This is a genomic window from Pararcticibacter amylolyticus (genome assembly GCF_003130405.1).
GTDB classification, from domain to species: Bacteria; Bacteroidota; Bacteroidia; order Sphingobacteriales; family Sphingobacteriaceae; genus Arcticibacter; species Arcticibacter amylolyticus.
The window spans coordinates 125053-149060 of the sequence record NZ_QEAS01000012.1; the positions used below are offsets into that span (position 1 = coordinate 125053).

At 43.9% G+C, this 24008-nt stretch carries 17 protein-coding genes and 1 tRNA gene; 5 read left to right on the forward strand and 13 right to left on the reverse strand.

Translation table 11 applies throughout. The features are described from left to right. The 4 genes from speB to DDR33_RS15345 all read left to right on the forward strand — a co-directional run. A partial coding sequence (gene speB / locus DDR33_RS15330; RefSeq protein ID WP_158280763.1) for an agmatinase occupies positions 1-892 on the forward strand: 892 nt, incomplete at its 5' end. A gap of 42 nt (positions 893-934) precedes the next feature. Beyond that, positions 935-2035 (forward strand): redox-regulated ATPase YchF, encoded by a 1101-nt coding sequence (gene ychF / locus DDR33_RS15335; RefSeq protein ID WP_109416683.1) that lies wholly within the window; start codon positions 935-937, stop codon positions 2033-2035. Between the two features lie 58 nt (positions 2036-2093). Next, positions 2094-2165, forward strand: a tRNA-Arg gene (locus tag DDR33_RS15340). A 647-nt stretch (positions 2166-2812) separates the two neighbouring features. Beyond that, complete coding sequence (locus tag DDR33_RS15345) at positions 2813-5218, forward strand: ABC transporter permease (RefSeq protein ID WP_109416684.1); 2406 nt, start codon at positions 2813-2815, stop codon at positions 5216-5218. Between the two features lie 623 nt (positions 5219-5841). On the opposite strand, the gene DDR33_RS15355 is transcribed toward DDR33_RS15345, so the two are convergent. The 10 genes from DDR33_RS15355 to DDR33_RS15400 are packed head-to-tail and all read right to left on the reverse strand — an operon-like array spanning position 5842 to position 19686. Beyond that, the gene (locus DDR33_RS15355; RefSeq protein ID WP_109416686.1) at positions 5842-6036 is read right to left on the reverse strand and encodes a hypothetical protein; all 195 of its coding nucleotides are present in this window, start codon (positions 6034-6036) and stop codon (positions 5842-5844) included. Next, positions 6017-8047, reverse strand: a complete 2031-nt coding sequence (locus DDR33_RS15360) for an alpha-amylase family protein (RefSeq protein ID WP_109416687.1) — start codon at positions 8045-8047, stop codon at positions 6017-6019. Before DDR33_RS15360 ends, DDR33_RS15355 begins: the two co-directional genes overlap by 20 nt. A gap of 3 nt (positions 8048-8050) precedes the next feature. Beyond that, on the reverse strand, positions 8051-9166 hold the full coding sequence (locus DDR33_RS15365) for an acyltransferase family protein (protein ID WP_109416688.1): 1116 nt from the start codon (positions 9164-9166) through the stop codon (positions 8051-8053). Positions 9167-9181: 15 nt separating this feature from the next. Then, positions 9182-10702 carry a DUF4832 domain-containing protein gene (locus DDR33_RS15370; protein WP_109416689.1) on the reverse strand — a complete coding sequence of 507 codons (1521 nt, stop codon included), beginning with the start codon at positions 10700-10702 and terminating at the stop codon, positions 9182-9184. A gap of 9 nt (positions 10703-10711) precedes the next feature. Then, complete coding sequence (locus DDR33_RS15375) at positions 10712-11578, reverse strand: PKD domain-containing protein (RefSeq protein WP_109416690.1); 867 nt, start codon at positions 11576-11578, stop codon at positions 10712-10714. Between the two features lie 37 nt (positions 11579-11615). Further along, positions 11616-13001, reverse strand: coding sequence for a DUF4832 domain-containing protein (locus DDR33_RS15380; protein ID WP_158280764.1), 1386 nt, complete (start codon positions 12999-13001; stop codon positions 11616-11618). A gap of 10 nt (positions 13002-13011) precedes the next feature. Further along, complete coding sequence (locus tag DDR33_RS15385) at positions 13012-14484, reverse strand: RagB/SusD family nutrient uptake outer membrane protein (RefSeq protein WP_109416692.1); 1473 nt, start codon at positions 14482-14484, stop codon at positions 13012-13014. A gap of 23 nt (positions 14485-14507) precedes the next feature. Then, on the reverse strand, positions 14508-17711 hold the full coding sequence (locus DDR33_RS15390; RefSeq protein ID WP_109416693.1) for a SusC/RagA family TonB-linked outer membrane protein: 3204 nt from the start codon (positions 17709-17711) through the stop codon (positions 14508-14510). Positions 17712-17748: 37 nt separating this feature from the next. Continuing rightward, positions 17749-19026: a sugar MFS transporter gene (locus tag DDR33_RS15395; RefSeq protein ID WP_109416694.1), complete on the reverse strand. Its 1278-nt coding sequence runs from the start codon at positions 19024-19026 to the stop codon at positions 17749-17751. An 18-nt stretch (positions 19027-19044) separates the two neighbouring features. Next, positions 19045-19686 (reverse strand): carbohydrate-binding family 9-like protein, encoded by a 642-nt coding sequence (locus tag DDR33_RS15400; RefSeq protein ID WP_109416695.1) that lies wholly within the window; start codon positions 19684-19686, stop codon positions 19045-19047. 376 nt (positions 19687-20062) lie between these two features. On the opposite strand from DDR33_RS15400, the gene DDR33_RS15405 reads away from it, so the two are divergent. Further along, a complete protein-coding gene (locus DDR33_RS15405; RefSeq protein ID WP_109416696.1) occupies positions 20063-21079 on the forward strand; it encodes a LacI family DNA-binding transcriptional regulator in 1017 nt (338 codons plus the stop codon). Between the two features lie 7 nt (positions 21080-21086). On the opposite strand, the gene DDR33_RS15410 is transcribed toward DDR33_RS15405, so the two are convergent. From DDR33_RS15410 to DDR33_RS26700, 3 genes are all read right to left on the reverse strand, one after another. Further along, the gene (locus tag DDR33_RS15410; protein WP_109416697.1) at positions 21087-22235 is read right to left on the reverse strand and encodes a phosphotransferase enzyme family protein; all 1149 of its coding nucleotides are present in this window, start codon (positions 22233-22235) and stop codon (positions 21087-21089) included. A 39-nt stretch (positions 22236-22274) separates the two neighbouring features. Further along, positions 22275-23621, reverse strand: coding sequence for a Gfo/Idh/MocA family protein (locus tag DDR33_RS15415; RefSeq protein ID WP_109416698.1), 1347 nt, complete (start codon positions 23619-23621; stop codon positions 22275-22277). Positions 23622-23682: 61 nt separating this feature from the next. Beyond that, positions 23683-24008 (reverse strand): hypothetical protein (locus DDR33_RS26700; protein WP_238387821.1); only part of this gene is annotated, 326 nt, incomplete at its 5' end.

Genomic DNA, 24008 nt, shown 5'->3' on the forward strand with positions numbered 1-24008 from the left:
GAAGGCTTTAGCAACTACTCTATTTCTGGGATTGCAGGATGAATCGTTGTATGCTTATGAAAGCAGCAAGGTAGTCATTCAACAACTTCCGTATGAGCACACCTCGTCATACCTTAGCGGCTCGGCAAAAGGGCCGGAAGCAATTATAAGGGCTTCCGAATATGTGGAGTGTTATGATGAGGAACTGGATACCGAGATAGTTGACAAAACTGGTATATGCACCCTTCCTCCGCTCGATTTCACAGAAAAAGTGAATGAGGATGCCATAAATTATATTGAGCATGAAACAGGAAGCCTCTTGAAAGACAACAAGTTTGTCGTTTCTCTTGGAGCTGAGCATACTGTCACGTTGGGGATTGTGAAGGCATTTACGAAAAAATACCGGGATCTGACGATCCTTCAGATCGATGCACATTCTGATCTCAGAGATAGCTACCATGACAATCCTTACTCGCATGCCTGTGTAATGGCCCGGGTTCATGAACTGGGAGTCACGATCTGCCAGGCCGGAATAAGGGCGCAGGCGAAAGAAGAAGCTGAACTAATAAAGAAGTCGGATACCATCCACACGTTCTACGCCCATCAAATCAGAAAAAATCCATTGTGGATAGAGGAACTGATCGCCCCGATGGGAAACAACGTTTACATAACGATAGATGCCGATGGCTTTGACCCTTCTGTTATTCCCGCCGTTGGAACCGCAGAACCCAATGGCCTGTTTTGGACGGAAACAACGGAGCTTCTCAAAGCAGTGTGCCGGGAAAGAAACGTGGTAGGTTTCGATGTGGTGGAATGTGCTCCTCTGGAGGGCAGCATTCTTTCTGAATATACACTGGCCAAACTGGTCTATAAGCTGATCGGCTACCGTTTCGCCCATTCTTCATCATTCTAATCTCATTGCTATAAATACAAATCTCATAACTACAAAATATACATGGCTTTACAATGCGGAATCGTTGGTTTACCCAACGTTGGAAAATCAACTCTCTTTAATTGTTTATCTAATGCGAAAGCTCAGGCTGCAAACTTTCCGTTTTGCACGATAGAACCGAATGTCGGGGTTATCACCGTACCCGACGAGCGCTTAACCAAGCTCGCGGAATTGGTTAAACCTAACCGGATCGTTCCCAATACGATTGAAATCGTGGATATTGCCGGGCTCGTTAAAGGTGCGAGCAAAGGAGAAGGCCTTGGCAATCAGTTTTTGGGAAATATCCGTGCCACCAACGCTATTATTCACGTTCTGCGCTGTTTCGACGACGGAAATGTAGTTCATGTGGACGGTTCAGTAGACCCGATCCGGGACAAGGAAATCATTGATACCGAGCTGCAGTTGAAAGACCTCGAAACTGTTTCGAAAAAGATTCAGAAGGTTGAGAAAATGGCTAAAACCGGCGGAGACAAGGAAGCAAAAAAGGCTTATGAAGTATGCTCCATCGTAAAAACACATCTCGAATCCGGCAAATCTGTCCGCACCGCACCTATCTCAGAAGAGGATAAAGAATATATTGCTGATTTGTTCCTGCTCACGGAAAAACCAGTTATGTATGTTTGTAACGTGGATGAAGGATCTGTTACTTCGGGCAATGCGTATGTTGAACAGGTAAGAGAGGCCGTAAAAGAGGAAAACGCTGAAGTTCTGATCATCTCAGCAAAAATAGAATCGGAGATCGCAGAGCTTGAAAGCTATGAAGAGCGCCAGATGTTCCTGAATGACCTGGGGCTTGAAGAATCGGGAGTCAGCCGGCTGATCCGGGCTGCATATCACCTTCTGAACCTCGCAACCTATTTTACAGCCGGCGTTCAGGAAGTACGCGCCTGGACTATTACAAAAGGCTTCACAGCCCCCCAGGCTGCCGGTGTTATCCACAGCGATTTTGAAAAAGGTTTTATCAGGGCTGAAGTGATCAAATATGCTGATTTTATTACGTACGGTTCGGAAGCAGCCTGTAAAGAAGCAGGAAAATTAAGCGTAGAGGGCAAAACCTACATAGTAGAAGACGGTGATATCATGCACTTCAGATTTAATGTTTAAGTTCCTTGCCGCATAAGGCGGGAATATATATATTTGTGCCGCCAATAACCGGCACTACGCACCCGTAGTTCAATGGATAGAATGTCAGATTCCGGTTCTGATGATAGGGGTTCGAATCCCTTCGGGTGCACCCAACGGGACAACATCAAATTTTGATCGTTTGTCCCGTTTTTTTTGAAGATAATTCACTGTTAATCAGAAAGATAATTTTGAAAACTTCACTAAGTGTAGCGGTTCGAAGTTGCGGATCAAGCAAAAAAAGGTCGGGGATCAGGGTAAATTTAGTTATTCCATATTTTTTTAAGAATAAAGTGAAATGTATTTAGTCAGGTGCTTTATCAGGCGTCTATTCTTCTCTTCGGCTGATTGATTCCAATCAACTTAACGAAATAAGAAGCCTGCCAGCTTTCTGTAAAGCTATTTCAGTACTATAAAATCCTATGTATAGTTATTTCAGTACTATCATCACCAGATGTATAATTGATCAAGAACTATCAATTAAAAGTGTATAGATTAAGGACGAGTCATTCTCCATTTTAGGTGACTCCTGGATTCGTTTTTGAATTCGCCTTTATCTGATTGGAAGTTTTAGTTCAAAAGAGGTCTTCCTGTAATGTTTTTTAATATAAACGTGGGCATGCAGGCGTTTGTCTTCGCGCAGTAAATGCACGATATCGAACATACTAAGGAATGCATTATATAATAATTGACTGATAGTCAGAATAATTGCAATTCAGGCATGCTTCATGCTTCTTTGCCTTCCAGTTAGTAATTGCTATGCTGCAGAATTATTTTAAGGTTGCGTGGAGAAACCTCGTCAGGAGGAAATTTTATACTGCCGTTACGATTATCGGGCTGGCGGCTGGTATTTCTTTTGTTTTGATCATAAGTGCTTATATATGGGAAGAAGTGCGTGTCAACAGTTCCCTCAAGAATATCGATCGTCAATATCTGCTTGAGAGTCATTGGAAAGAGACCGGAATGGGGCCAGAGATGACTTCTGTAGCGCCTCTCGGAAAGGTTCTAAAAGAGCAGTGTCCTCATCTTATCGAAAACTTTTACCGGTTTGACGGACTCACAACGACCATCTCTAAAGGCAACAGGCACTTTCGTGAAGCTGTTCAACCAGGCGATTCAACCATTCTTTCCATGTTTGGATTCCCATTGTTATATGGCGACCGCCAACATGCTTTGACCTCTCCTGATGCAGTTGTTATTACAGAGGAAATTGCAGTTAAGTATTTCGGAAAGAAAAATGTTGTTGGGCAAACGCTTGAGATTGATAACTTCTCCGGACAAAGGAAACCATTTGTCATAACCGGAGTTCTCAGGTCGGTTCCCCAAAATTCGGTATCCGGTTTGGTAAAGCCAGCAAACCAGGTGTTTTTACCCCCCGGCTCTCTTCAATATTTTGGAAGAAATATGGAAGACTGGGCTAATATCTATATTCCCACCTATATTGAATTAAGAGAAGGAGTAAGCCCTGATGCCGTAAATCGAGCTATTGATCGTATTTTGAAAGCCGATGCACCGTCTGAGGTAAGCGCGAACTTAAAGGCTAGACTCAATCCGCTTAAGACCTATTATTTAACGGCAAACAACGGAGTAGGCAGAAAGATGATTTATATGCTCGGCTCTATTGCTCTGTTTATCATCTTCATGGCATTAGTCAATTTTGTAAATATTAGTATAGGAAGCTCTGCGTCCAGGCTAAAGGAAATCGGGGTACGTAAGGCTATTGGGGGGCTAAAAAAACAGCTTACGTTTCAGTTTCTGTTCGAATCGCTGTTGCTGGTCTTTATGGCGTTTCTGATTTCGCTATGCTGTTATGTCCTTTTCAGGCCGGTGTATTTCGATCTTTTCGGAAAGGCAATGCCGCGGCTGCTTGAGTATCCATGGTATGTTTACTGTGCCCTCTTGTCGGCAGGAATAATAACAGGATTACTTGCAGGTGCATATCCGGCTTTGCTATTATCACGTCTGAATACGGTTGATTCATTAAAGGGAAAGCTTAAATCTATAAAGGAGAATATTCTCTTTCGGCGTATCCTCATAACATTTCAATTTGTCATCGCCTTATTTGTCTTTACCGGAGCAATTGTTGTCTCCAGCCAGGTAAAATATTTTTTAAGCGGAAATCTGGGTTACAATAAGGATGGGCTTATTACGATTGCTACTCCCAGGGACTGGTCGGATGCGGGAGTCAGGCACATGGAGACGATAAGAAGAGAAATAGCGACATTGCCCCAGGTCAGCGAAGCTTCTGTCTCTTATGATATTCCGAATGGGAATAGTGGTGGAAGCGGGAGCTTCTATAGCAACGGTCGTGATCCGAGTCAGGCAGTAAGCCTCAAAATGTTATCAACTGATGATGAATATGCCAAAACATATGGGATGACCATGAGAGAGGGCGAATATTTCGGATCAGGTGGGGAAGGAGTCGATCCTTTGAGTGTGGTGATCAATGAGAGCACGGCCAGAGTTATGGGATGGGACAAAGAAGGCTCGGTCGTTGGGAAGGTGATCCGCATGATCGGAAATGATCAAGGTTATAAAGTGGCAGGAGTGGTCAAGGATTTTCACTTCAGCTCTATGCATCAAGCTATAGAACCTTTAATATTTTTTAATATTAAAGGTTCTATAAGCTTCCGCTATCTTACGGTAAGGGTTAAACCCTGGAATCTTACCAGGGCCGTCGTGTCATTAGAAAAAAAGTGGGGAGAGTTGTTGCCGGGAAGCGCCTTCGACTATTATTTTCTTGACGACAAGCTCAAAGATCTTTATCAAACTGAGATTAGACTGGAAAAGGCGTCACGCGTCGCTACCATTCTTGCCGTAATAATTGTACTTCTTGGCATTACCGGACTTGTGTCTTTGAGTATAACCCGGAGAACTAAAGAGGTGGGCATCCGCAAAGTATTGGGTGCCTCGCCTTCTGATGTTATAGGACTGTTTTTTCGTGAATTTTCATGGATAGTGGTTATCGCCAATTGCATTGCAATCCCCTTATCGTACTTTGTTATGTATAAATGGCTAATGGATTACGCTTACAGGATCAATTTAAACTGGCCGGTTTTCCTGCTGGCCGGAACCGGCCTGGCGTTTCTCGCGATTATTACAATAGCCGGGCAGACTTTCAGGACAGCCGTAGGTAAGCCGACGGATAGTCTGCGGTTTGAATAACCAGAAGAGGTTCAACTTTGTCAACAGGTTCAATTGCGCTATAGGGATGAGTCTTCTATCCAAATGGTTAATCCTTGATTTTTTAATAAATTAGTTAGCGGCTCGAAAAGTACAAGCAGCCGCCCTAGTCGTTCAAATCTTTAATTTGTATAAGTTAAAAGTTCTGCACATTATTGGAATATAATTTCCGGGAACATTGTCTCCACGAAGAAGCTAACTATGCTGCGGATCTAAATAACCAAAGCTTATGAAAAGCTTCAATACACTTTCTGATGAAGATATTCTTGCTCAGCTTAAAAGAAGCGATGGTGAAATGGATGCTTTTGAGGAGTTGTATAATAGGTATTGGAGTAAATGCTTAGAAAGGTTTAGGCGACTTCATCGATGTCCTCTCGAAGAATAATAATGGTTGCGCCATTTGAGCAAAATGGTGCTCCTATTAAAAGTGAAACGCGGAACTCTATCGCAGACATTTCGCAGATAATGAGTGCGACAATTAACACCATTTCAATCCTTTTCCAGTTGGCCGACGATGAATTGCCCTGCGGTGCCATACCGCATTTTTGAGTTAGTAAAGTGGGTAGTAACTTATGATACGCTTCACTATAAGTCTCCAGTAACCCTTACATCTTTTCGATCAAAAATTCCTGGGTTCTTCCCATCAGATAAACCTTCAAACGAGCAAAACCCGCTTGTCTTTTTGCCCTTTCGGCCTCGGAAAGCACATCACGGTAGAGGTCTTGCCATTTACCTCCCAGGAAATAACGACCGACTTCCAGCGCTACTTTTACTACTTGGCTATTTTTGAGGATAGGCATTAAATACTTTTACTTCAAAGGGGGCTAAAAGAACATTGAACAACTTTCCGGTTTTCACCGGCTTCTTACTATCACCTGCTTCCGATATCTTTGCATCATAAAAAGAATAAGCAGATTTATACGCAGAGGGCAATTCAAAGATCTTGTCAACATCCACTTTAAAAGACTGAGTCTTTTCAGAAGGATTTCGCAGTGTAAGTACTGCCTTGTTCCTTCCCCACGCGGCAAATCCATAGACCTCCTCCTTAGCCGGATCTCCTCCTACCCAGTGCACATCAGCGAGGACATCGGAATGGCGACTAGCCCAGGAGGATGCTTTGGCAAGCTCATCCCAGCTTTTGCTGTTCAACTTATGAGGGTTAATATACATTTCCTGTAAGCTGGTCCCTGTTCCGAAAAAAGACCATATTTCATCGGATATCGATTGATCATCCATATCTAATTTCCCCGGTACTCCATTGTCGGCTATACATATCCCGTGATACATCAACGAATTTAAAGGATACAATGGAGCGCGAAGGACGATGTTCTTATAAGCCTGAGCATCGCGGTAATTAATCCACTTCTGGCGGTTCGATCCTTGTCCTTCCATTCCCGTATCATCTCCCGCCCGCCATATGGCATCTCCGTATTTTAACCAGTATGGCGATGGCCAGGTACCTACTGTCAGACTGAAATAAAGGTCCGGATTAATGGCCCTTAATTCATTTATAAGCTTCACAAAGGCTTCAATATCCTTCTGGTAAGTTATACTGGCACCATCTGCTCCGTTTCCGGCCCCTACCCCATCAAATTTGATGATATTTACCTGATACTCCGTGACAAAACGGGATATTACAGACTTGAAACGCCTATAATAATTTTCGCCTGTTAACGTAAACCCATTTTCATTTGTTTCAAAAGGAGGCTCCTGCGACTTGCCAAACTTCAGGCGCTGCAACTTCGGTTCATCATATCCTCCCCAGGGCGACATCCAGACTCCTATATCGGAGTTATATCTTCGTGCTAATTTACTGAGGGGGGTAAACCCTTCCGGAAAACCCTTATTGAATTGCCAGAGGCTCTGGTTATCATCCCAGCCATCATCAAACAGAAAGGCTCTGACACCAACATTTCGCTTAACGATCAAGCTATCGGCAAAAGTCTGAATTCGATCCAGGCAGAGCTTTTCATCAAGCTTCCGGTCTACCCACGACAGATCATACCACGAATTATAATGTAAAAATTGCTTGTAAGGGGCTGCCCTTTCTTTTTCAAGATAATATAAAAAGCTTCTTCTTAGCTGTCCGGCCGGACTAACTCCCCATACAGTACTTACTACAAGCGGAGCTTTCGTTATTGATTCAAACCGCGGCAAATAAGACAATACTATATCCCCCTTCCTCTCATTCTTACTCATAGGGTGCTCTATAGCAAAAAACATTCTTTCGTTTACCAAAGGTGAACCGTCGACCTTACTACTGGATTTTATTCCTGCATGTGCTGGCAGATTGAGCAGGGTGACCTTACTTACCTTAACAGGGTTAATTGAGTTTATTTTAAAAATCTGAGTGATGTAATCAGATCCATCAAAAAGACATGCAGACCAGGTGACACTGATTCCATATCGGGAATTAGCGAGATATACCTCTATGCGTTTTCCTTTTCTATTGGTGCGCGTGTCTATAGTGTCGCTGATTAAAGGCATTCCTTCCGTCTTAAAAGACGGGCTTCCCAATTCTCCTCCTGCAGCAAGGGTTAATCCAAACAAGGGCATCTTGTCCAGAGACACTATTTCTTCCTCACCCTCAAACCGTAATGGGAACAATGAGTGATCTTTTAAAGCCCACCGGGCTTCCATGATCTCGTTTTTCAGAGACAGCACGAGCGTCGGGTTTTGAGTAGAAGTTTCAGCGGCTGCTTCCCCCGGCGACTTTCCTGGATATATTACCTGTGCCTGAATCTGCTCTTCAGGAAGTGCAAAAAGCAGTAATATGATAAATTGAATTTGGAATAACCGGTTTCGAAACATAAATCAGAGCTTAATAAAGACCTTTTTAGAATAAAGCCAATAGCAGATATACCACTCAATAGCTAATGTAAGAAGTGAAGTAAAAACGGCTGTAACCGGAGCGCTTAGCGATAGTAGTTCCGCGACCCCTCTTGTAAAGATTCCTACAACAGGAAGGAGCCATTCATGTCCAACCGTCTCGAAAAACAGATAAATGAAAATGGCATTCATCCCGATTGAAACAAAGATCCAGGAGCATCGGCTAAGACCCTTTACATCTGTTAACCAGTAAACAAAGGCCAGGATGAGTAACACCCAGCCACCGGAAGCTAAAACAAAAGAACTGGTACTGATACGCTTAATAATAGGAGTAACTTGAGAAAGATCAAGGGCAAATCCACACAATAAAAGAATAACACCGAAAGTTACGAGCTTTAACACCTTTTTTCCGGATGAGGAAGACGCAGTTAGTACCCTTCCTGCGACCACACCCCAGATAGTGTGGGCGGCGGTGGGCACAAAATTAATGGTAACCCACCCGTCCGGATTGATCTTTCCCATAAGGATGGTATCAAACCAGGCACCGAAATTGTGAAACTCCTCAAAGGGATGTTCAAAGCCCGGCATAAGGACTGTCCGGTATAGAACTTCAGTCAGGATCAGAAGGATAACGGATATAGCCAGCTGAAACTGAACAGACCGTTCAATGATTAAATAAGCAATAATGGTAGTAATAGATAACTGCGTCAGAACATTCCAAAGTTCCCATACCATCTTACCTGCGTATACGCAATGAAGGGCAGTACCAAACAAAAAAAGCTTCAGAGAGCGGATCAGTATATGCTTAAAATTCCGGCCCCAGCTCACTCCTCTCATTTTCTTCGACTTCAACGAATAAAACATCGCAGTACCCGCGATTAACATAAAAGCCGGCTGAACCAAGTCCCAGAACCGCAGTCCGTGCCATGGATGATGAAAAAACTGCTGCATTAATTCATGCAGAAATCCGGGGAGACGCAGTTCACTTAAAGAGAAGTATAATAAACAGGACTCTCCTGCCAGTAACAGCATGATAATTCCTCTCATAACATCTATTGAAAGGACCCGCATAGTCTTTTCCTCGCCTGATTGTAAGACCATTTAATTTGTTAAGTGTTAATATACATGAACAACATGATTCAACCGATTAAAGCCCGTCTTTTCCTCCCAGACATCTTTATTTGCAAGTCTGATACTGTACTCCGGTCTTCCCGCCAGCGAAACATATCCATCTGGTAAATTAAGCAATACCTGATAATCCCCTCTCAAAAGATTTCCCGGCAGATCTATCCGGCCATTTAATTCTACCTGTCCGGGATACCATTTCCGAACAGACTTAAGTAAGGTGAAAGAATATATTTTGCCTGACTTTACAGACCTTAATATCAGCTCAAGAGGACGGGGATTATATGGAGAAGCGAAACCAGCGTTCTTCAGATAAAGCTTGATATTGAAATCACCGCCCGCTTTCACCTTTTCAGGTAACAAGGCCCTGTTCAGAACGAAACGGTAACCGAGCCTTCTCTTTATATTCATCATACAGCCATTGGCCTCCCAGTCGTTATTTACCTGGTTGTTATAGGCCGTATTAAGAAAGCTATAGTGCATGGCTGCCATTTCCTGTTCTGCATGTCCAAGGGGCGCGCAGTCGTTTTCCGGGCTGAAAGCGTCGTCACAGGTTTCTCCTCCAACAGCCACATAGCGACTGTCAGCTTCAAAGAAGCGTCTCAGAACCGCATTAGCGGGACCGCTGGGAGAAGAAGAATTGCCTTGATCATAGAAGGTTCCGTAGTCGTCACTGCTCGCCAGAAAACAGTCATTGTGCAGGGCGATCCTCGCTTTATCTGTGAGTTTGAAAGCCTCCCCCGCTGTTAGAGGCGCTGATGTCACAGGAGCCTTTGGTCCATATACATACCGCTGCTTAAACTGAGGGGTCCTTACCTGCACCATCCGGTCCTTCGGCAAAGCGTCAAGCAGTGCCTTTAATACCTCGTTTCGGTCCAGCCAGCTGCTGTCGGGTATCACCCCTGCCTTATTTGCAGAACTGGTTCCAAAATAATCGGTATAATGATTCTCGCCCCATATTCCGATAAATCCCTGCTGCAAGACAGAGATCACATCGGCATTTTTTACGAGTATGGGTTTAAGTTGTGCAATATGTTGTAAGACAATGTGCTTTGGAGCGTCACCATAGGGCGGACAGATCTTATTTTCATCCCCGCAGTTCCCTGTATTTGCTTTATTGGTGTAGGCAAATCTTAGTACGACTTTCATTCCGGCCTCCCTTACCGCCGCAAAATCACGATCGATCTTCTCCAGATATTCATCGCTTATCGCTGAATTCTTAAAGTCAGAAAGCAGATAATCGCGGTAAAGCAGGGAAACCCAGGCAGCGTAAGCGGCATTTCTGCTCTTTACTGAATGTGTAGTACGGATTTTTAAGAGGGTAGCACCCGACAATTCTCCCGGGGCCTCTCCAGCTGGTAAATAAAACCCGCGTTCAGGGTTTGAAAAGTCATCCGGGCTTTCCTGGTATGTAATACTTTTTACCTGCGCCTTTACTGCCAAAGTAAAAAGTATACTTACTATGACGGCAGTAAACCCGGTAGCCTTTAGGGTTGTCCTCGTAAACTCCATAAGAAAGGATTAAAGTTCAACTCGAGTGAATCCCGATGTGGCTTTCTGACTTGCAGGCAGTGAACCGATTTCTGTCCAGCCAGTATCCATTTCAACAAGGGCAAAATTCAGGTATTTCTTCGGCGATCCCAGAACAGACTTTTTAACAGAAAATTCAATGACTTTATTCCCGTTCAAGGTACCCATTTTTGCAAACTTCATGGCATTGGCAAATGAAGCAACTTCATTCCATCCCCAGCCATTATCAGGCGCATTATGAGCGAACACGCTTCCTGTAGATGCGGCAGGATTGGCAGGATTGAAATTTCCTTCAAACAGGAAGTCGGCACCTGCTGTAACCGGATACAACCATGTTTTTAAACCCGTATTCGGATTGTTATCCGAATCGATGTAAAGATCAAAAACAGCCAGATTAAAACTTTGATTTCCCTCCAGATAGAAGTTAACATCTGTGGTTGATGCAAATGTCTTTACCTTCAAAAGGGTACCTCCTCCGTTTTCATTCGTATAGCTGTATTCTACATGCTCCCAATCGTTGAAGTCGCCGTCAATCTTAATGTTAGGACCTAAAACATAAACGGAATCTTTAAAGGTACTGGTTTCGCCATTATTAGTAATTTCGAGGGAGACCATATATCCGCCCTTTTTACTGTAAATATGACTTGGATTAGACCTGGTAGAACCTTCGCTTCCATCACCGAAATCCCATTTATAGTCACCCGCATTTTGAGAGAAATCTGTGAAATTCACAACAAAGCCGTCAGCAACATAACTGAACACGGCCTTTAAACCACTGCCCTTCTCATCTTTCTTACAGGAAAAGATACAGAGCATTGCCAGAGCAATGCATGGCATAATTACTATTTTTCTTTTCATTGGAGTAAAATTTCTAGTTAGTATTCGCTTTCCGATTCTATTGTGCGGAAACCTTAATCTGCTGCATTAATTTATTCATACCCCCGTCTTCAGTCCACACCCCTGTATTCGCCAGCCTCACACAGTATTCTGCCCTGTTTTTTAGGTTGTCGGCTTTATCGGCTATTTTCAAATACAGATCATAATTTCCTGCAGAAACACCAGCAAGCTTCACCGGCTGGTCGATATTGAATGTGCCTGATGGCTTGCATTGTCGTATATCAACAGGCAACTCAAAGGAATAAACGTTCTGAGTCGCCGTGTTCTTCAGCACAAGGCTGGTTACTTTATAATTATACAACGGCGCATAACCGGTATTAGTCATACTTATGCTTACGCTGTAGTCCTGTCCGGCTACTGCCTGTCCCAATAACTTTGATTTTAGCAAAACCAGCCGGTATCCCAGGTTACGGTGAAATTCATCAAAGCATCCGGACGACTTCCACGCGTTAAGTGTCGGCTGATAATAATCGAGGTTCAGATACGTCCACTTCAACAGTTTCATTTCGTTGCGGCCTTCCGGACAGCTCGGATCATACCCTCCCTCAGGCGGACAGGTTTCTCCTCCTGTAGGAATATATAGCGCATCGTTACTGATGTATGTCTTTTCGGCGGTAACATTTGAATAGGTACCGTAATTCGATCCGCCCGACATAAAACAATCATTATGATGGCCTACCCGTGCTTTTTTATCTGCTGAATAAGCGATCGACTGATCAACCGGCGATGCTGTGTTGAAAATTGCCTGCTTCTGTCCGGGAGTCCTTACCTGTACCATAATTTCAGAAGGAAGGACTTCCAGTAATTTAAACAGCACTTTTCTTTCATTGTCGGTAGTGGCCAGTCCATTGCTCGAGCTATGCCATTCTCCCCAAGCGCCTATAAAACCAGCCTGAACGAATGAGATCACATCCTTATTCTGCTCAAAGATTGGCTTCAGCTGATTCAGATGCTGCTCTATGATATCATAGGGAGCATCTGTACCTGTAATTTCATCGGTATAGGCAAAACGCAAAATGGCTTTAAGGCCAGCATCACGTATCTTCTGAAGATCTGCCTGAATCAAAGAAAGCCCGGCTTCGTCTATCGGCTTGTCTTTAAAACTATCGAGATAAAATACCCTCAGGACCATCGATATATTCTCTTTTCTAAGTAAACCCAGCTGAGCGGAACTTAATGGAGTTCCTCCTGATTTTACTATATAGGTATGTATAAATCCTCTTTCGGGGTTGGGGAAGATATCTAAGGACGGGCTATAGTTTATTTCAGCCGAAGTATCCGGCGCACCTTCTGCCTTCTTCTTGCCACAACTCATAAAAAAGAAGACTAAACCGACCGGCAGCAACAGCAGCAGGTAAATTAATTTTTCGCTCTTTCTACGCATAGCCCATTGTTTAATTATAACCCGGATTCTGAATAAATTTACCTTTTCCCTCACTGATCGTCTTGAGCGAAAAAGGGAAGAGCTGCTTATATTCTGCCGCATAGGTTGATTTCTTTACAAGTTGCGCGCGCGAAACAAACTTTCCGTGCCTGATCAAATCGGCCCGGTACTGCCCGTTCTCGCACCAGAACTCATGGCTTCTTTCGGTAAGGATCATATCATTAAAGGCAGAAAGGGTTGAAAAGTCAGCGAGCTTTTTGTCCTGAAGTCCTGCTCTCCTTCTTACAATGTTTACCAGTTCCATGACTTCTGCACTTGGGCTGCCCGTTTTGTTAGCCACGGCTTCGGCTTTCGACAAGAGCACATCAGCATAGCGGTACATAATAATATCAACCGTCGATAAACTTGTGGTCCTGGCTGCATCGGCATTCATTTTTAAGGGAATGGGCCCCCAGTCCATTATATCCCCCGGATTACTCCGGTTGTAAACTACACCATCCGTACCGGTATAAGAGGCAATTAGCATGGTTTTACGAACGTCTTCATTTTCAAAAGTATCGTAAAACCACCACGTACTTTGGATGGTTCCCCAGCCGCCCTTCTGCGGGTAATTCGCAGGAAGAACCATCAGCTGCCACTGATTCTCACTGGTGCCTGAATAATCGCAGGGTATTGCCCATATTACTTCCTTACTCTTTTGAGCGCCATCAAGGCTCCACATATCTACATAGCTCTTATCCAGCGAGAAGTAATTGTATGCAATGATATCATTACATAAGGCTTCCACTTTTTCCCATCTTTTCTCATGAAGATTCAGCCGGATCAGTATCATCTTTGCAAGTGCTTTGCTGAATCTTCCATATTCCGCTTCAGAGGGATGAGGAAGATCTGCTGCAGCGGCAGTGAGGTCATCCTCAATAAACGTTACCATTTCGTCATGTGACAGTCTTGCCAATGGCTCTTCTACCAGGGGTTGTTTCAAAACTTCTATTGGAGCAACTACTATGGGGCCGTACAAATCATAGAGTTCATAACAAAGCAAGCCTCTTGCGCACCGCACTTCAGCAATCGCCCGTTTCTTCAGTTCCTCACTCACTTTCGACTCTGTAATCAGATTGATCGTCATCGTCATACGGCTTACTTTATTATAAAAGTCGTCGTAATAATGGGTAAAGCCTGCATCTGTCGGGCGATAATTGAGTAACGACGCCAGATTCTGGTCTCCGTACTTTCCGTGAAGGATTTCAGTGGTAGCATCACTTAAATACATGATGCCCCTCTCAGAAGTTGAATGGATTCCGTCGGACCAGGCCCCTCTTAAAGGGTGATAGCATGCGTTAACCATAGCCTGCAGGTCCGACTCCGTTTTAGGAAAGATATTGGGATTAATTTCAGAATAATCAACAGGGACCAGGTCTTTTGTACATCCTCCCGCAACCAGGCTGAGAGTAAGACAGAAATATAGTAATTTTCGGATATTCATTACAGTAGTCTTTAAAAGGTCAATTAAAAAGTAAGATTAATGCCGGCGGTAAAAGTCCTTATATAAGGATATGCAGCAGTATACGAATCCGTTTCAGGATCTACACCGGAGTAAGGGGTGATCACAAAAAGATTCTGTGCATCCACGTGAAAGCGGGCTTCTGAAAATACCTTTCCCAGCGCCTTCCTGGGCAGCCTGTAACCAAGTGAAACGTTCTGCAGCCTTATGAACCACGCATCTTCCAGGAAAAAGTCGCCGATCCCATAAGGCGACCAGCCATAGAATGAACTGGGTTGAGTATTTGAAGGATTTTCCGGCGTCCATCTGTTCTTTACCGTAGCCAATGCATTGTATCCATTTGTATAAATACCGGCTGCACTAATACCATAGGTCGTGTAGTTAGGATCTGCCAGCTTTCGTCCGAACATTCCTGTGAAATCAAAATTCAAACTGAAGTTTTTGTAGTTGAAAATATTGGTAAGCCCTATAATTAAAGAGGGATCTGTAGTGCCCAGCAATTGGGTATCGGCATCGTCAATACGCCCGTCTGGCTGCCCGGTACGGATAAACCTTCCATTCTCATTAACCACCGGATTTCCATCTGCATCACGCTGAAAGCCATTAATATCTTTTATCTTAATCATACCCGGCTTAAGTTCCGGCTGAGATACTGGTGGATTCTCTCCAACCTGCAGAATTCCGTCGGACATCCTCGTGTATAAAGCCCGGATCGGGTCATTCGTGCTTTCATAAACCGACGGCTTCCAGTCATCCGCCCTTTTTCTCCAGGTATCTTTAAATTTCGCAAATGTATAAACGGTTTTCCACTGAAAACTGCCACGCTGCATGTTGTTTGTATTAACTGTCAACTCAAATCCTTTGCTTTGGGTCTCCCCCACATTGGCCATTATCTGATTAACCTCCTGGTACGAATTGATAGGTTTCGTTGCGAGCAGATCTGAAATGACCTTCTTATAAAGTTCAAACGAACCATTCACTTTCCCTCCAAAGAGTTCATAGTCCAGACCGAGGTTCGTCTCAGTAGTTGTTTCCCATTTCAAGTCCGGATTTTCAAGTCTGTTTAATGAGACCCCTATATTAATGACATCGTTACCCGAAAGCCATGCAGGGTATGCTGTATAGGCCGCAAAAGCGTTACTCCCAATATCTGCATTTCCAGTCTTCCCGTAGCCTATTCTTAACTTAAACTGCGACAACACACTTTTCATGTCTTTAAAAAAGGGCTCCTCAACCACGTTCCATGCAAAAGCAGCCGATGGAAAAGTTCCCCATTTATGGTTACGGGCAAATACACTTGCACCGTCGGCCCGTACGGTGAACGTTGCCAGGTACCTTTCCTTGTAATTATAATTAAGCCTGCCGAAGTAAGAGGCAATAGTATTCTCCTGTCTTGACGAAGTCATTGTTTTTGTGCCGCTTCCCGAATTCAGATTATTCCATAAAAAAGCATCTGTAATAAATCCTGTGTTTCCTTCGCTGCTATTGGAATTGCCTGTCTTTTGCTCGGAAACACCGGCAAGTGCGGTTATTCTGTGAGGACCGAGTGTCTTTGTATAATTTGCCGTAGCCTCCAGCAAATAGTCGTCGCGGTCTATATCAGCAATAGTAGCTCTTCCATGCTCCAAAGCGCCATGTAATGTAGTAGTAGGCAGATATGTCCATCGTTTTGAAATGCCCCTGTCAACCCCCGCCTTGAGCCTGATAGTAAGATCTTTCACCGGGTTTACGTCGACGAATGAGTTTAGTAGCATCCGTTCTATCCTCCCCTTATCGGTAATTGTGAGTAGAGAATATGGATTTGGCTGAAGCGCCAGCTGAGGATTCAGGGGATAATTTCCATCCTCGTCGATCGCTTTAATATGAGGACCCTGCTGTATCGCGGCCCTTATAATTCCCGAATTTTCATACTGGTCTCCGCCCAGTTGGCTATTAAGATTATCTATCCTGCTTGCAGTCAGATTGAGGCCAAAGTTGATGAATCTATTTATCTTCTGATCCACATTTGCTCTTATGCTGTACCTCTTGAATCCGGAATTCTTTATGATCCCATCCTGATCATAGAAATTTCCCGAAAGGAGATATTTGGTTGATTCATTTCCCCCTGTGAAAGATAAGTTATGCTGCTGAGTATTCCCGTCCCGGGTTACAAGAGCAAACCAGTCAGTACCTCTTCCTACATTGTCTATTGCGTTCTGCGTATACAACGTGTGAAAAGGTCCGTTTACAGGATCTGCCTGAGCTTCTGCAAGAGTCCTTGATCCATAAGGGAAAACATTATTATCAAAGTTCCATTGTTCCCACGCCGCTTCATTGCGGACTTGCATCCATTCGTTTAAGGGTAGAACATCAAATGAATTATTGTACTTCTGGTGAGAATAACTTGTCGAATACTGAACTACAGGCGCACCAGCCTGCCCCCTCTTTGTTGTAATCAAAATCACACCATTAGCAGCTCTGGATCCATATATTGCTGTAGCACTCGCATCTTTTAACACATCAATTGATGCGATATCATTAGGGTTGAATGAATTTAATATACTTTGGGTTCCTGCCTGATATCTGCCACCGGCATCGGGTTGCTGAAGATCAGATATCGGAAAACCATCCACAACAATAAGGGGAGCATTACTGGCCAAAACAGAACCAGCTCCCCGGATGAGAATATCAATTCCTCCCCCCGGCTGGGCACTGTTTTCCCGGATCATCAGGCCCGCCACCTTTCCTTTCAGCATATGCCCTACGTCCGGATTTGATGACATGACAAGGTCTTCTGATTTCACTGAGGAAATAGCGCCGGTCAGATCCCTCTTCTTCTGTGTTCCGTACCCTACAACTACTACCTCCTCCATCGCCTGACTGCTTTCCTGAAGAATCACATTCACAGTGCTTTGCCGGCCAACTATGACCTCCTTACTTCCAAATCCAATCATTGTAAAAACAAGGATTGAGTTCTCATCAGTCCGGATCTTGTATTTACCGTTAATATCAGTAGAGGTTGCTGTCTTCGTTCCCTTAACGATCACCGTCACCCCCGGCAGTGCTACACCTTTTGCATCAGTGACCCTTCCTGTTATGTCAGAAACGGCCCTTTCGCCCTCTGATCTTACCGTCCACGTACTTGCAGCATGCGCTGCACCACTTTGAAAACTAAAAAGTAAAATCAGGCAAAAGCCGGGCATTAATTTAGATAAAAGTTTCAACCTCATAATTTATTTATTTAGCGTGGACAATAATTCGTTTATATTATCTCCTGATCTTATGACCAAGTGTCGAGTAGAACAGAATAGAAGCATAGCAGGGCACCAATATCCAATAGGCTTCCTGGGGACTGAAACTATCAGCCAAACGACCATAGATTAATGGAATAATAGCTCCGCCGGCGATTCCCATAATCAAAAGGGACGACCCTACTTTTGTAAACCTTCCCAAACCAGCCAGCGCAAGCGGCCATATGGCTGGCCACATCAGAGAATTGGCAAGTCCTAATAACGCGATACACAACACAGAGGTATAGCCGCTTGTAGACACAGCTGCGACTGAAAGTATGATTCCCAGAATAGCACTTAGCTTCAACGCTTTTTCCTGGCTGAGATATTTCGGTATACTAATGACACCCACGATGTATCCCGCTATCATTGCCATTAAAGTACAGGTAGTGAAAAACTTAGCGGTCGATAGGGGGATGTGCTGCGACGAGCCATAGCTGATGATGGAGTCTCCGGCAAGTACTTCTGCTCCTACATAAAGGAACAGGGTAAGTACGCCAAGAAGAAGGTGCGGAAACTGAAAAACCGACACCTTACTTGTGTTTGCCGCAGCAACGGCATCATCTTCCCGGTCAGTATCAACTTCGGGCAGCGACGATCTGTAGATCCAGAGGGAAAGGATCAGCAGCACAACAACAATAATGATATACGGAGTGATCACCCTCCCGGCCAGTTCATTCAGTTGGCTTGATTTTTCAGAAACGCTCATACTGACAAGCCTCACTTTAAGCTTATCAGCATCTTTGAGAGCAATAGCTCCAAGGACAACAGGGGCAATTGCACCGGCAAGCTTATTGCAGATGCCCATGATACTAATCCGGCTGGCCGCGCTTTCTATTGGTCCCAGTATAGTGATATACGGATTGGAGGCTGTCTGAAGCAAAGCTAAACCCGAGCCCTGTACAAATAACCCAAGGAGAAAAAGTGTATAGGTGCGGGTAATAGCTGCAGGAATAAATATCAAAGCCCCTGCAGCAATAATAATCAGCCCTATCGACATCCCCTTTTTAAAGCCTGATGATTTCAGAACGATAGCTGCAGGAACTGCCATAACCAGGTAAGAAATATAAAAGGCAAATGCCACGAGGTATGATTCAAAATTATTCAGTTCGCAGGCTATCCTCAAATATGGGATTAGTACCGAGTTCAGCCAGGTTATAAATCCGAAAATAAAGAACAGAGCACCAATAATGGCAATCGGCGGAATTCCTTTTCTTACTGTCGGACTAATTGTTAATGGAGTACTTGTGTGCATTTTGTAAAGATTAATTGGTTACTTGAAATTTATCAGGCCGAAAAATTGCGGTAAATGAAAATCAGGAGAATCAGCCTGGATCCTGCTCCAGGCAAGATAGTGGGGATGCGGCAGATCATCACCGCATTTAAAAAAATTGCCCCGGCATGATCTTCCTCTTAACGAGCGGATGTTGTGCTTAACGAAAACTTCAAAAGGAATAACTACCGAAAGTTCCCATAAGATGTCAGGAAAAGATTCCTTAGCTTGTTTAAAGCATACCTCTGTTTCTATAGGAGATCCGGCTGAAAACGGCAGTAACTCTCTTTGCCTTCCCTCCCCGTACCCGGCCAGAAAAGTTCCTGCACAATTGAACTCAAAATTATAATACGCCTTGTCATCACCGAAGGCTATAAAGAATTCTACACAAGAGTCTTTATATACAGGGTCGTTATAATAGACATGCTTCGATCTGATGTCCCTTTCTTTTACTACGAATTTGATCAGGATACTCCTGTCGTTATAAGCGATACGAAAAGAAGCTTTAGGAAGAATATCCTGCATAGGCCATGTATCTTCATTTATCTGATACTCCTGCTGCGCAGCAAGCGCAGATGAAAACTTACCCGGAGATAATAAGCTTTCCGACCCTTCGAGAAATAAAACATTTGCTTCTTTCATGTTTTAATTTGCATTAGCCTGATTGTATGTTATTATTTCGTTAAATCGGTATTTCTCCCAAACAATTCGGGCTTCCTCCGACGTAAAGTTCTATTTAAAATTAACTTTACGAGATAATTACACTGAACAAACGTTTGCGCTGATGCCCCTTTACCCGGATCAGCTAAAATGACGAACCTTTAGGCACACAGAATGGGTCATTTTTATTAAAACCACTATTAAATTAAAAATAGATATAAAAACCCTTCCAAGAATTAATCATTTAGCAATAAAAGGAACGTTATATGAAGAAATCCACAAAACCATGCTTTGTAATCCGCTACTAACATTCACTTAGCGCGGGAATCATTATCTTTAGAAAACGTTTCTTATAAGCATGTCCGAAAAACCCACTACTATTAAAGAAATTGCTCAGCTACTTAACATTTCGGTGTCTACCGTTTCCAGGGCCCTGCACAATCATCCCAGTATAGGATCAGGCACTATCTCTAAAGTCCAGAAGCTCGCATCTGAATTGAAGTACGAGCCCAATCAAACAGCCATTTTCTTTCAAAAGGGAAAAACGTACACCATCGGAGTGATCCTGCCAGAGCTATCGGAAGCCTTCTTTTCTTCAGCTATAAGTGCAATAGAAGATACGGCTTACAAAAAGAACTATACGGTGCTGCTTGCTCAATCGCATGACAGCGAGCAAAAAGAGAAGCAACTGGTAGAAAAGATGAAAAATCACCGCGTAGATGGCCTACTTGTTTCAATAGCAAAAAGCACATCTTCTTTTGAGCATTTCGAGATGCTGAAGAGATTGAATATACCCGTGGTTTTCTTCGACAGGATCCCGCCGATTCCGAATATTCATTATGTAGCCTGCAATATGGAAACCGGCACCATTGAAGCTGTAACATATCTTCTAAAAAAAGGGCACCGTGTTATTGGTTTGATAAACGGGCCGAAGACACTCTTTGCCAGCGGAGAAAGACAGGAGGGTTATATCAAAGCCCTGGTTAAAAACAGGCTTAAATACGATCCTTCACTCATTGCAAATTGCGACCTTACTGAAGAAGGCACCGTAGCAGCGGTAAATAAGCTTTTAAGCAATAAACGAAAGCCGACAGCCATCGTTTCCTTTAATGATTATGTGTCACTCTTCGCGATCCGGCATTGCATGAGGAACCACCCTGACAAGATCGACTTCGTCAGCTATGCTAATCTTCCCTTAATAAACTATATGGATAATATTCCTCTGGCTTCTGTTGAGCAATTCCCGGCTCTCCAGGCCCAAAAAGCAACAGATATTTTGCTTGACTTGTTAAACTCGCCTAAATCCAGCCCCCAGGAAGTGCAGGCTTACTATAAGATCATCATCGAATCGCAACTTGTGGAGAACACACATTGAAAGATGATCAGGCCGTTTGCGCATTAACCAATAAGGAAGGATTTTGCTTCAGAGCCTCTCCGGTTATTATTTTCTCCAGATCAGCCCTATTCTCTTCCAGCCGTTTAACAAGGGTTATCTGCGCTCTCGTACGTTGAAGATTATGCCCGGTAAAGCTGGTCTTGTAATAGATATCTCCCTGTACATAATCGGTTAAAAAACGTACAGCCTGCATGTATGGCATCAGTATTACTCCCTTCATCAGAGAATGAACTTCTTCAGCCGTCAGGAAGTCTTTTGTCTCCAGGAAATAACCAGACGCGTAGGCACTGAAAAGAGGAATATTAAGTTGAATCTTCGCCGCGTCCTTTTCATCCTCAGCGGCGGTGTTAATAATCGTTCGAATCGCATCTCCGAAATCGTACGCAACAAACCCCGGCATCACCGTATCCAGGTCGATCACGCACTGTACATGATCATTCTTGTCCAGCAGCACGTTGTTAAACTTGGTATCACTGTGAATAATCCTGAGGGGCAGCCTCCCCTTTCTTCCCAGTTCAAGGATACTACACATGATTTCGCGTCGAAGGTCAATAAAGCGGATCTCTTCTTCTACCTCCTTTTTCCTCCCGGCAGGGTCAGACAAAAGGGCCAGATCAAGGTCTTTTAAGCGCTTTTCGATGTTGTGAAAATCAGGAATACTGTCTGATATACGACTAACATCCAGGTCCGACAACATCGACTGAAAACTCCCAAATGCCCTGCCCCCCTCAAAGGCCTGTTGTTCGGTCTCTACAAGATCATAACTCCTGGTGTCCGGAATAAAGAGGTACATTCTCCAGTAATTCCCAAACTCATCCTTACAATAGTAAAGACCATTCTTCGAAGGCACCAGCGTGAGAACTTTATTCTCGACGCCCTCCACTTGTCGGTCTTTCAGCTTCTTTCTCAGATGAAAAGTCACCTCGGCAATATTTTCCATCAATGCTTGCACATTCTTGAATATCCTGTGATTAATCCTCTGAAGTAAGTAATCGGGATATCCGGAAGAAAGGTTTTCAATCCTGTAGGTATCGTTTATTAAGCCAGATCCCGTTGGATAGATTCTCCCCGGCCGGCCATGTAAGTCAAAGTTTGAGATGATCGACTGTATTTCTGTTGAGCTTAATTGTTCCATTTTACTGTTCCCGCTTTAAATTGTCCTGTTCGTTTCCCCTCAATATTCTGAATCAGCAAGGGCAAAGGTGTTTTTACGGTCTTTCCATTTTCCGCGGGTAAAGTCTGGAAATTCGAGCACCTGCTCTTCTGCAATTGATTTTGCCGACAGTGGAGCGATCACGCTCATCGTAACCGAGTCATACACATCGATAGGCGTTTGTACCTTGCGTTTTACCGACTCAATAAAGGCATTAAATACAAACCAATCCATCCCTCCATGTCCTGCTCCCAGGGCGTTATCCTGGTATTTTTTCCATAAAGGATGATCATACTTATCGAACCAATCCTGTGCAGGATCCCACTCATCCTCGTTTTTCGATTTGTGTTCAATGTAAACCGACTTTGCCACATCCATCCAGATCCCCTTTGTACCCTGCACCCTGAAACCGAGCGAATATGGTCGCGGGAGGTGAGTATCATGTGTAAGCAGAACGCTTTCTCCATTAGCACAACCTATCTGCGTGGTGACAACATCGCCGTTCTTATAATTTATTTTAGCATTCTCATGTCCCGGAGCAAGTTCTTCAACATAAGATGCAAGTCCCCTGGCCTTCGAACTGAAGGAAACAAGCTTTGTAAAGCGGTTCCCCCTGTTGATGTCGAGATAGTGCAAAATAGGCCCAGCTCCATGCGTCGGGTAAAGGTCCCCGTCACGATCAATATTAAACTGCGTTCTCCATTGAGCTTCGCTTTGTGAAACTGGCCCAAACTCTACCCCTCCGCCATAAGGCTGCTTGCCATCGTTAAAAAGAACCGGCCTGAGGTCATGCTCATACCCTCCCTCGGCATGAACCAGCTCTCCAAACAAGCCCTGTCGTACCATATTCAGAACAGCCATAACATCACGGCGGTAACATACGTTTTCGAGCGTCATATAAGGTACCTTTGTTTCTTCTGAAACATTCACGATATCCCAGTGATCCTGAACAGTTAGTCCGGCAATAACCTCACATCCCACATATTTACCAGCCCTCATAGCATCAACCGACTGATCCCTGTGGAACTGCCATGGAGTAGATATGATAACGGCATCAATATCTTTGCGCTCCAAAAGACGCTTATAAGCATCTACCCCGCCAGTATATTCCTTCGGCATCGCCTTTTTTGCCTTAGCAATCTGCTCGCGGCAGGACTTCAACGAAGATTCCTGAATGTCGCATATGGCCGCTATTTCTACATCATCCCGCAACAGTCCTTCTGCAATATGATTTCTTCCCCTTAATCCAACGCCTATATAACCCAATCTTACTTTGCCTTTATCTTTTGCAAACAAAAGCCCTGAAGGAAAAAGAGCCAGTCCTGCGGCAGCAATGCTCCCTTGCATTATAAAGTTTCTACGATCCATTACTTGCTATGATATTAAGTTGTTTACTAAGGCAAGCCGCTTGCTTACTGTTGCAAAAATTCTATTTTAAATCCGCTTGAAAGAAAATTACACTGGACAAACGTTTGCACAAACTTCTAAAAGAGAAACAGCGGCAATAAATTTCAAGAGATGCCTTTTTTAGACGCTGAAATCGTCCCCGAGCCTGCCCTGCGTTCTCATTGCAACGCTTTTCCTTAGCTTTTGATTCGCTTTTCCTTAGCTCAAAACGCGAAGAAAAAGCAAAGACACAGCCCGGCGTCAGCGAATCGAAAGCGAAGGGACTCCGATGCAGGTCAGAAGCGGGGATCACGAAAAATAAAAAAAAACGTAACCTTATTTCCCAGGCTACAGTATAAAGACACAAAG

Bases quoted from the DNA above. Each gene is read 5' to 3' on its own strand.
- DDR33_RS15360 (WP_109416687.1), bottom strand. From the start codon at position 8,047: ATGTTTCGAAACCGGTTATTCCAAATTCAATTTATCATATTACTGCTT.
- DDR33_RS15400 (WP_109416695.1), bottom strand. From the start codon at position 19,686: ATGAAAGAAGCAAATGTTTTATTTCTCGAAGGGTCGGAAAGCTTATTA.
- DDR33_RS15355 (WP_109416686.1), bottom strand. From the start codon at position 6,036: ATGCCTATCCTCAAAAATAGCCAAGTAGTAAAAGTAGCGCTGGAAGTC.
- DDR33_RS15345 (WP_109416684.1), top strand. From the start codon at position 2,813: ATGCTGCAGAATTATTTTAAGGTTGCGTGGAGAAACCTCGTCAGGAGG.
- DDR33_RS15365 (WP_109416688.1), bottom strand. From the start codon at position 9,166: ATGGTCTTACAATCAGGCGAGGAAAAGACTATGCGGGTCCTTTCAATA.
- DDR33_RS15405 (WP_109416696.1), top strand. From the start codon at position 20,063: ATGTCCGAAAAACCCACTACTATTAAAGAAATTGCTCAGCTACTTAAC.
- DDR33_RS15410 (WP_109416697.1), bottom strand. From the start codon at position 22,235: ATGGAACAATTAAGCTCAACAGAAATACAGTCGATCATCTCAAACTTT.
- DDR33_RS15385 (WP_109416692.1), bottom strand. From the start codon at position 14,484: ATGAATATCCGAAAATTACTATATTTCTGTCTTACTCTCAGCCTGGTT.
- DDR33_RS15375 (WP_109416690.1), bottom strand. From the start codon at position 11,578: ATGAAAAGAAAAATAGTAATTATGCCATGCATTGCTCTGGCAATGCTC.
- DDR33_RS15395 (WP_109416694.1), bottom strand. From the start codon at position 19,026: ATGCACACAAGTACTCCATTAACAATTAGTCCGACAGTAAGAAAAGGA.
- DDR33_RS15370 (WP_109416689.1), bottom strand. From the start codon at position 10,702: ATGGAGTTTACGAGGACAACCCTAAAGGCTACCGGGTTTACTGCCGTC.
- ychF (WP_109416683.1), top strand. From the start codon at position 935: ATGGCTTTACAATGCGGAATCGTTGGTTTACCCAACGTTGGAAAATCA.
- DDR33_RS15390 (WP_109416693.1), bottom strand. From the start codon at position 17,711: ATGAGGTTGAAACTTTTATCTAAATTAATGCCCGGCTTTTGCCTGATT.
- DDR33_RS15415 (WP_109416698.1), bottom strand. From the start codon at position 23,621: ATGGATCGTAGAAACTTTATAATGCAAGGGAGCATTGCTGCCGCAGGA.
- DDR33_RS15380 (WP_158280764.1), bottom strand. From the start codon at position 13,001: ATGCGTAGAAAGAGCGAAAAATTAATTTACCTGCTGCTGTTGCTGCCG.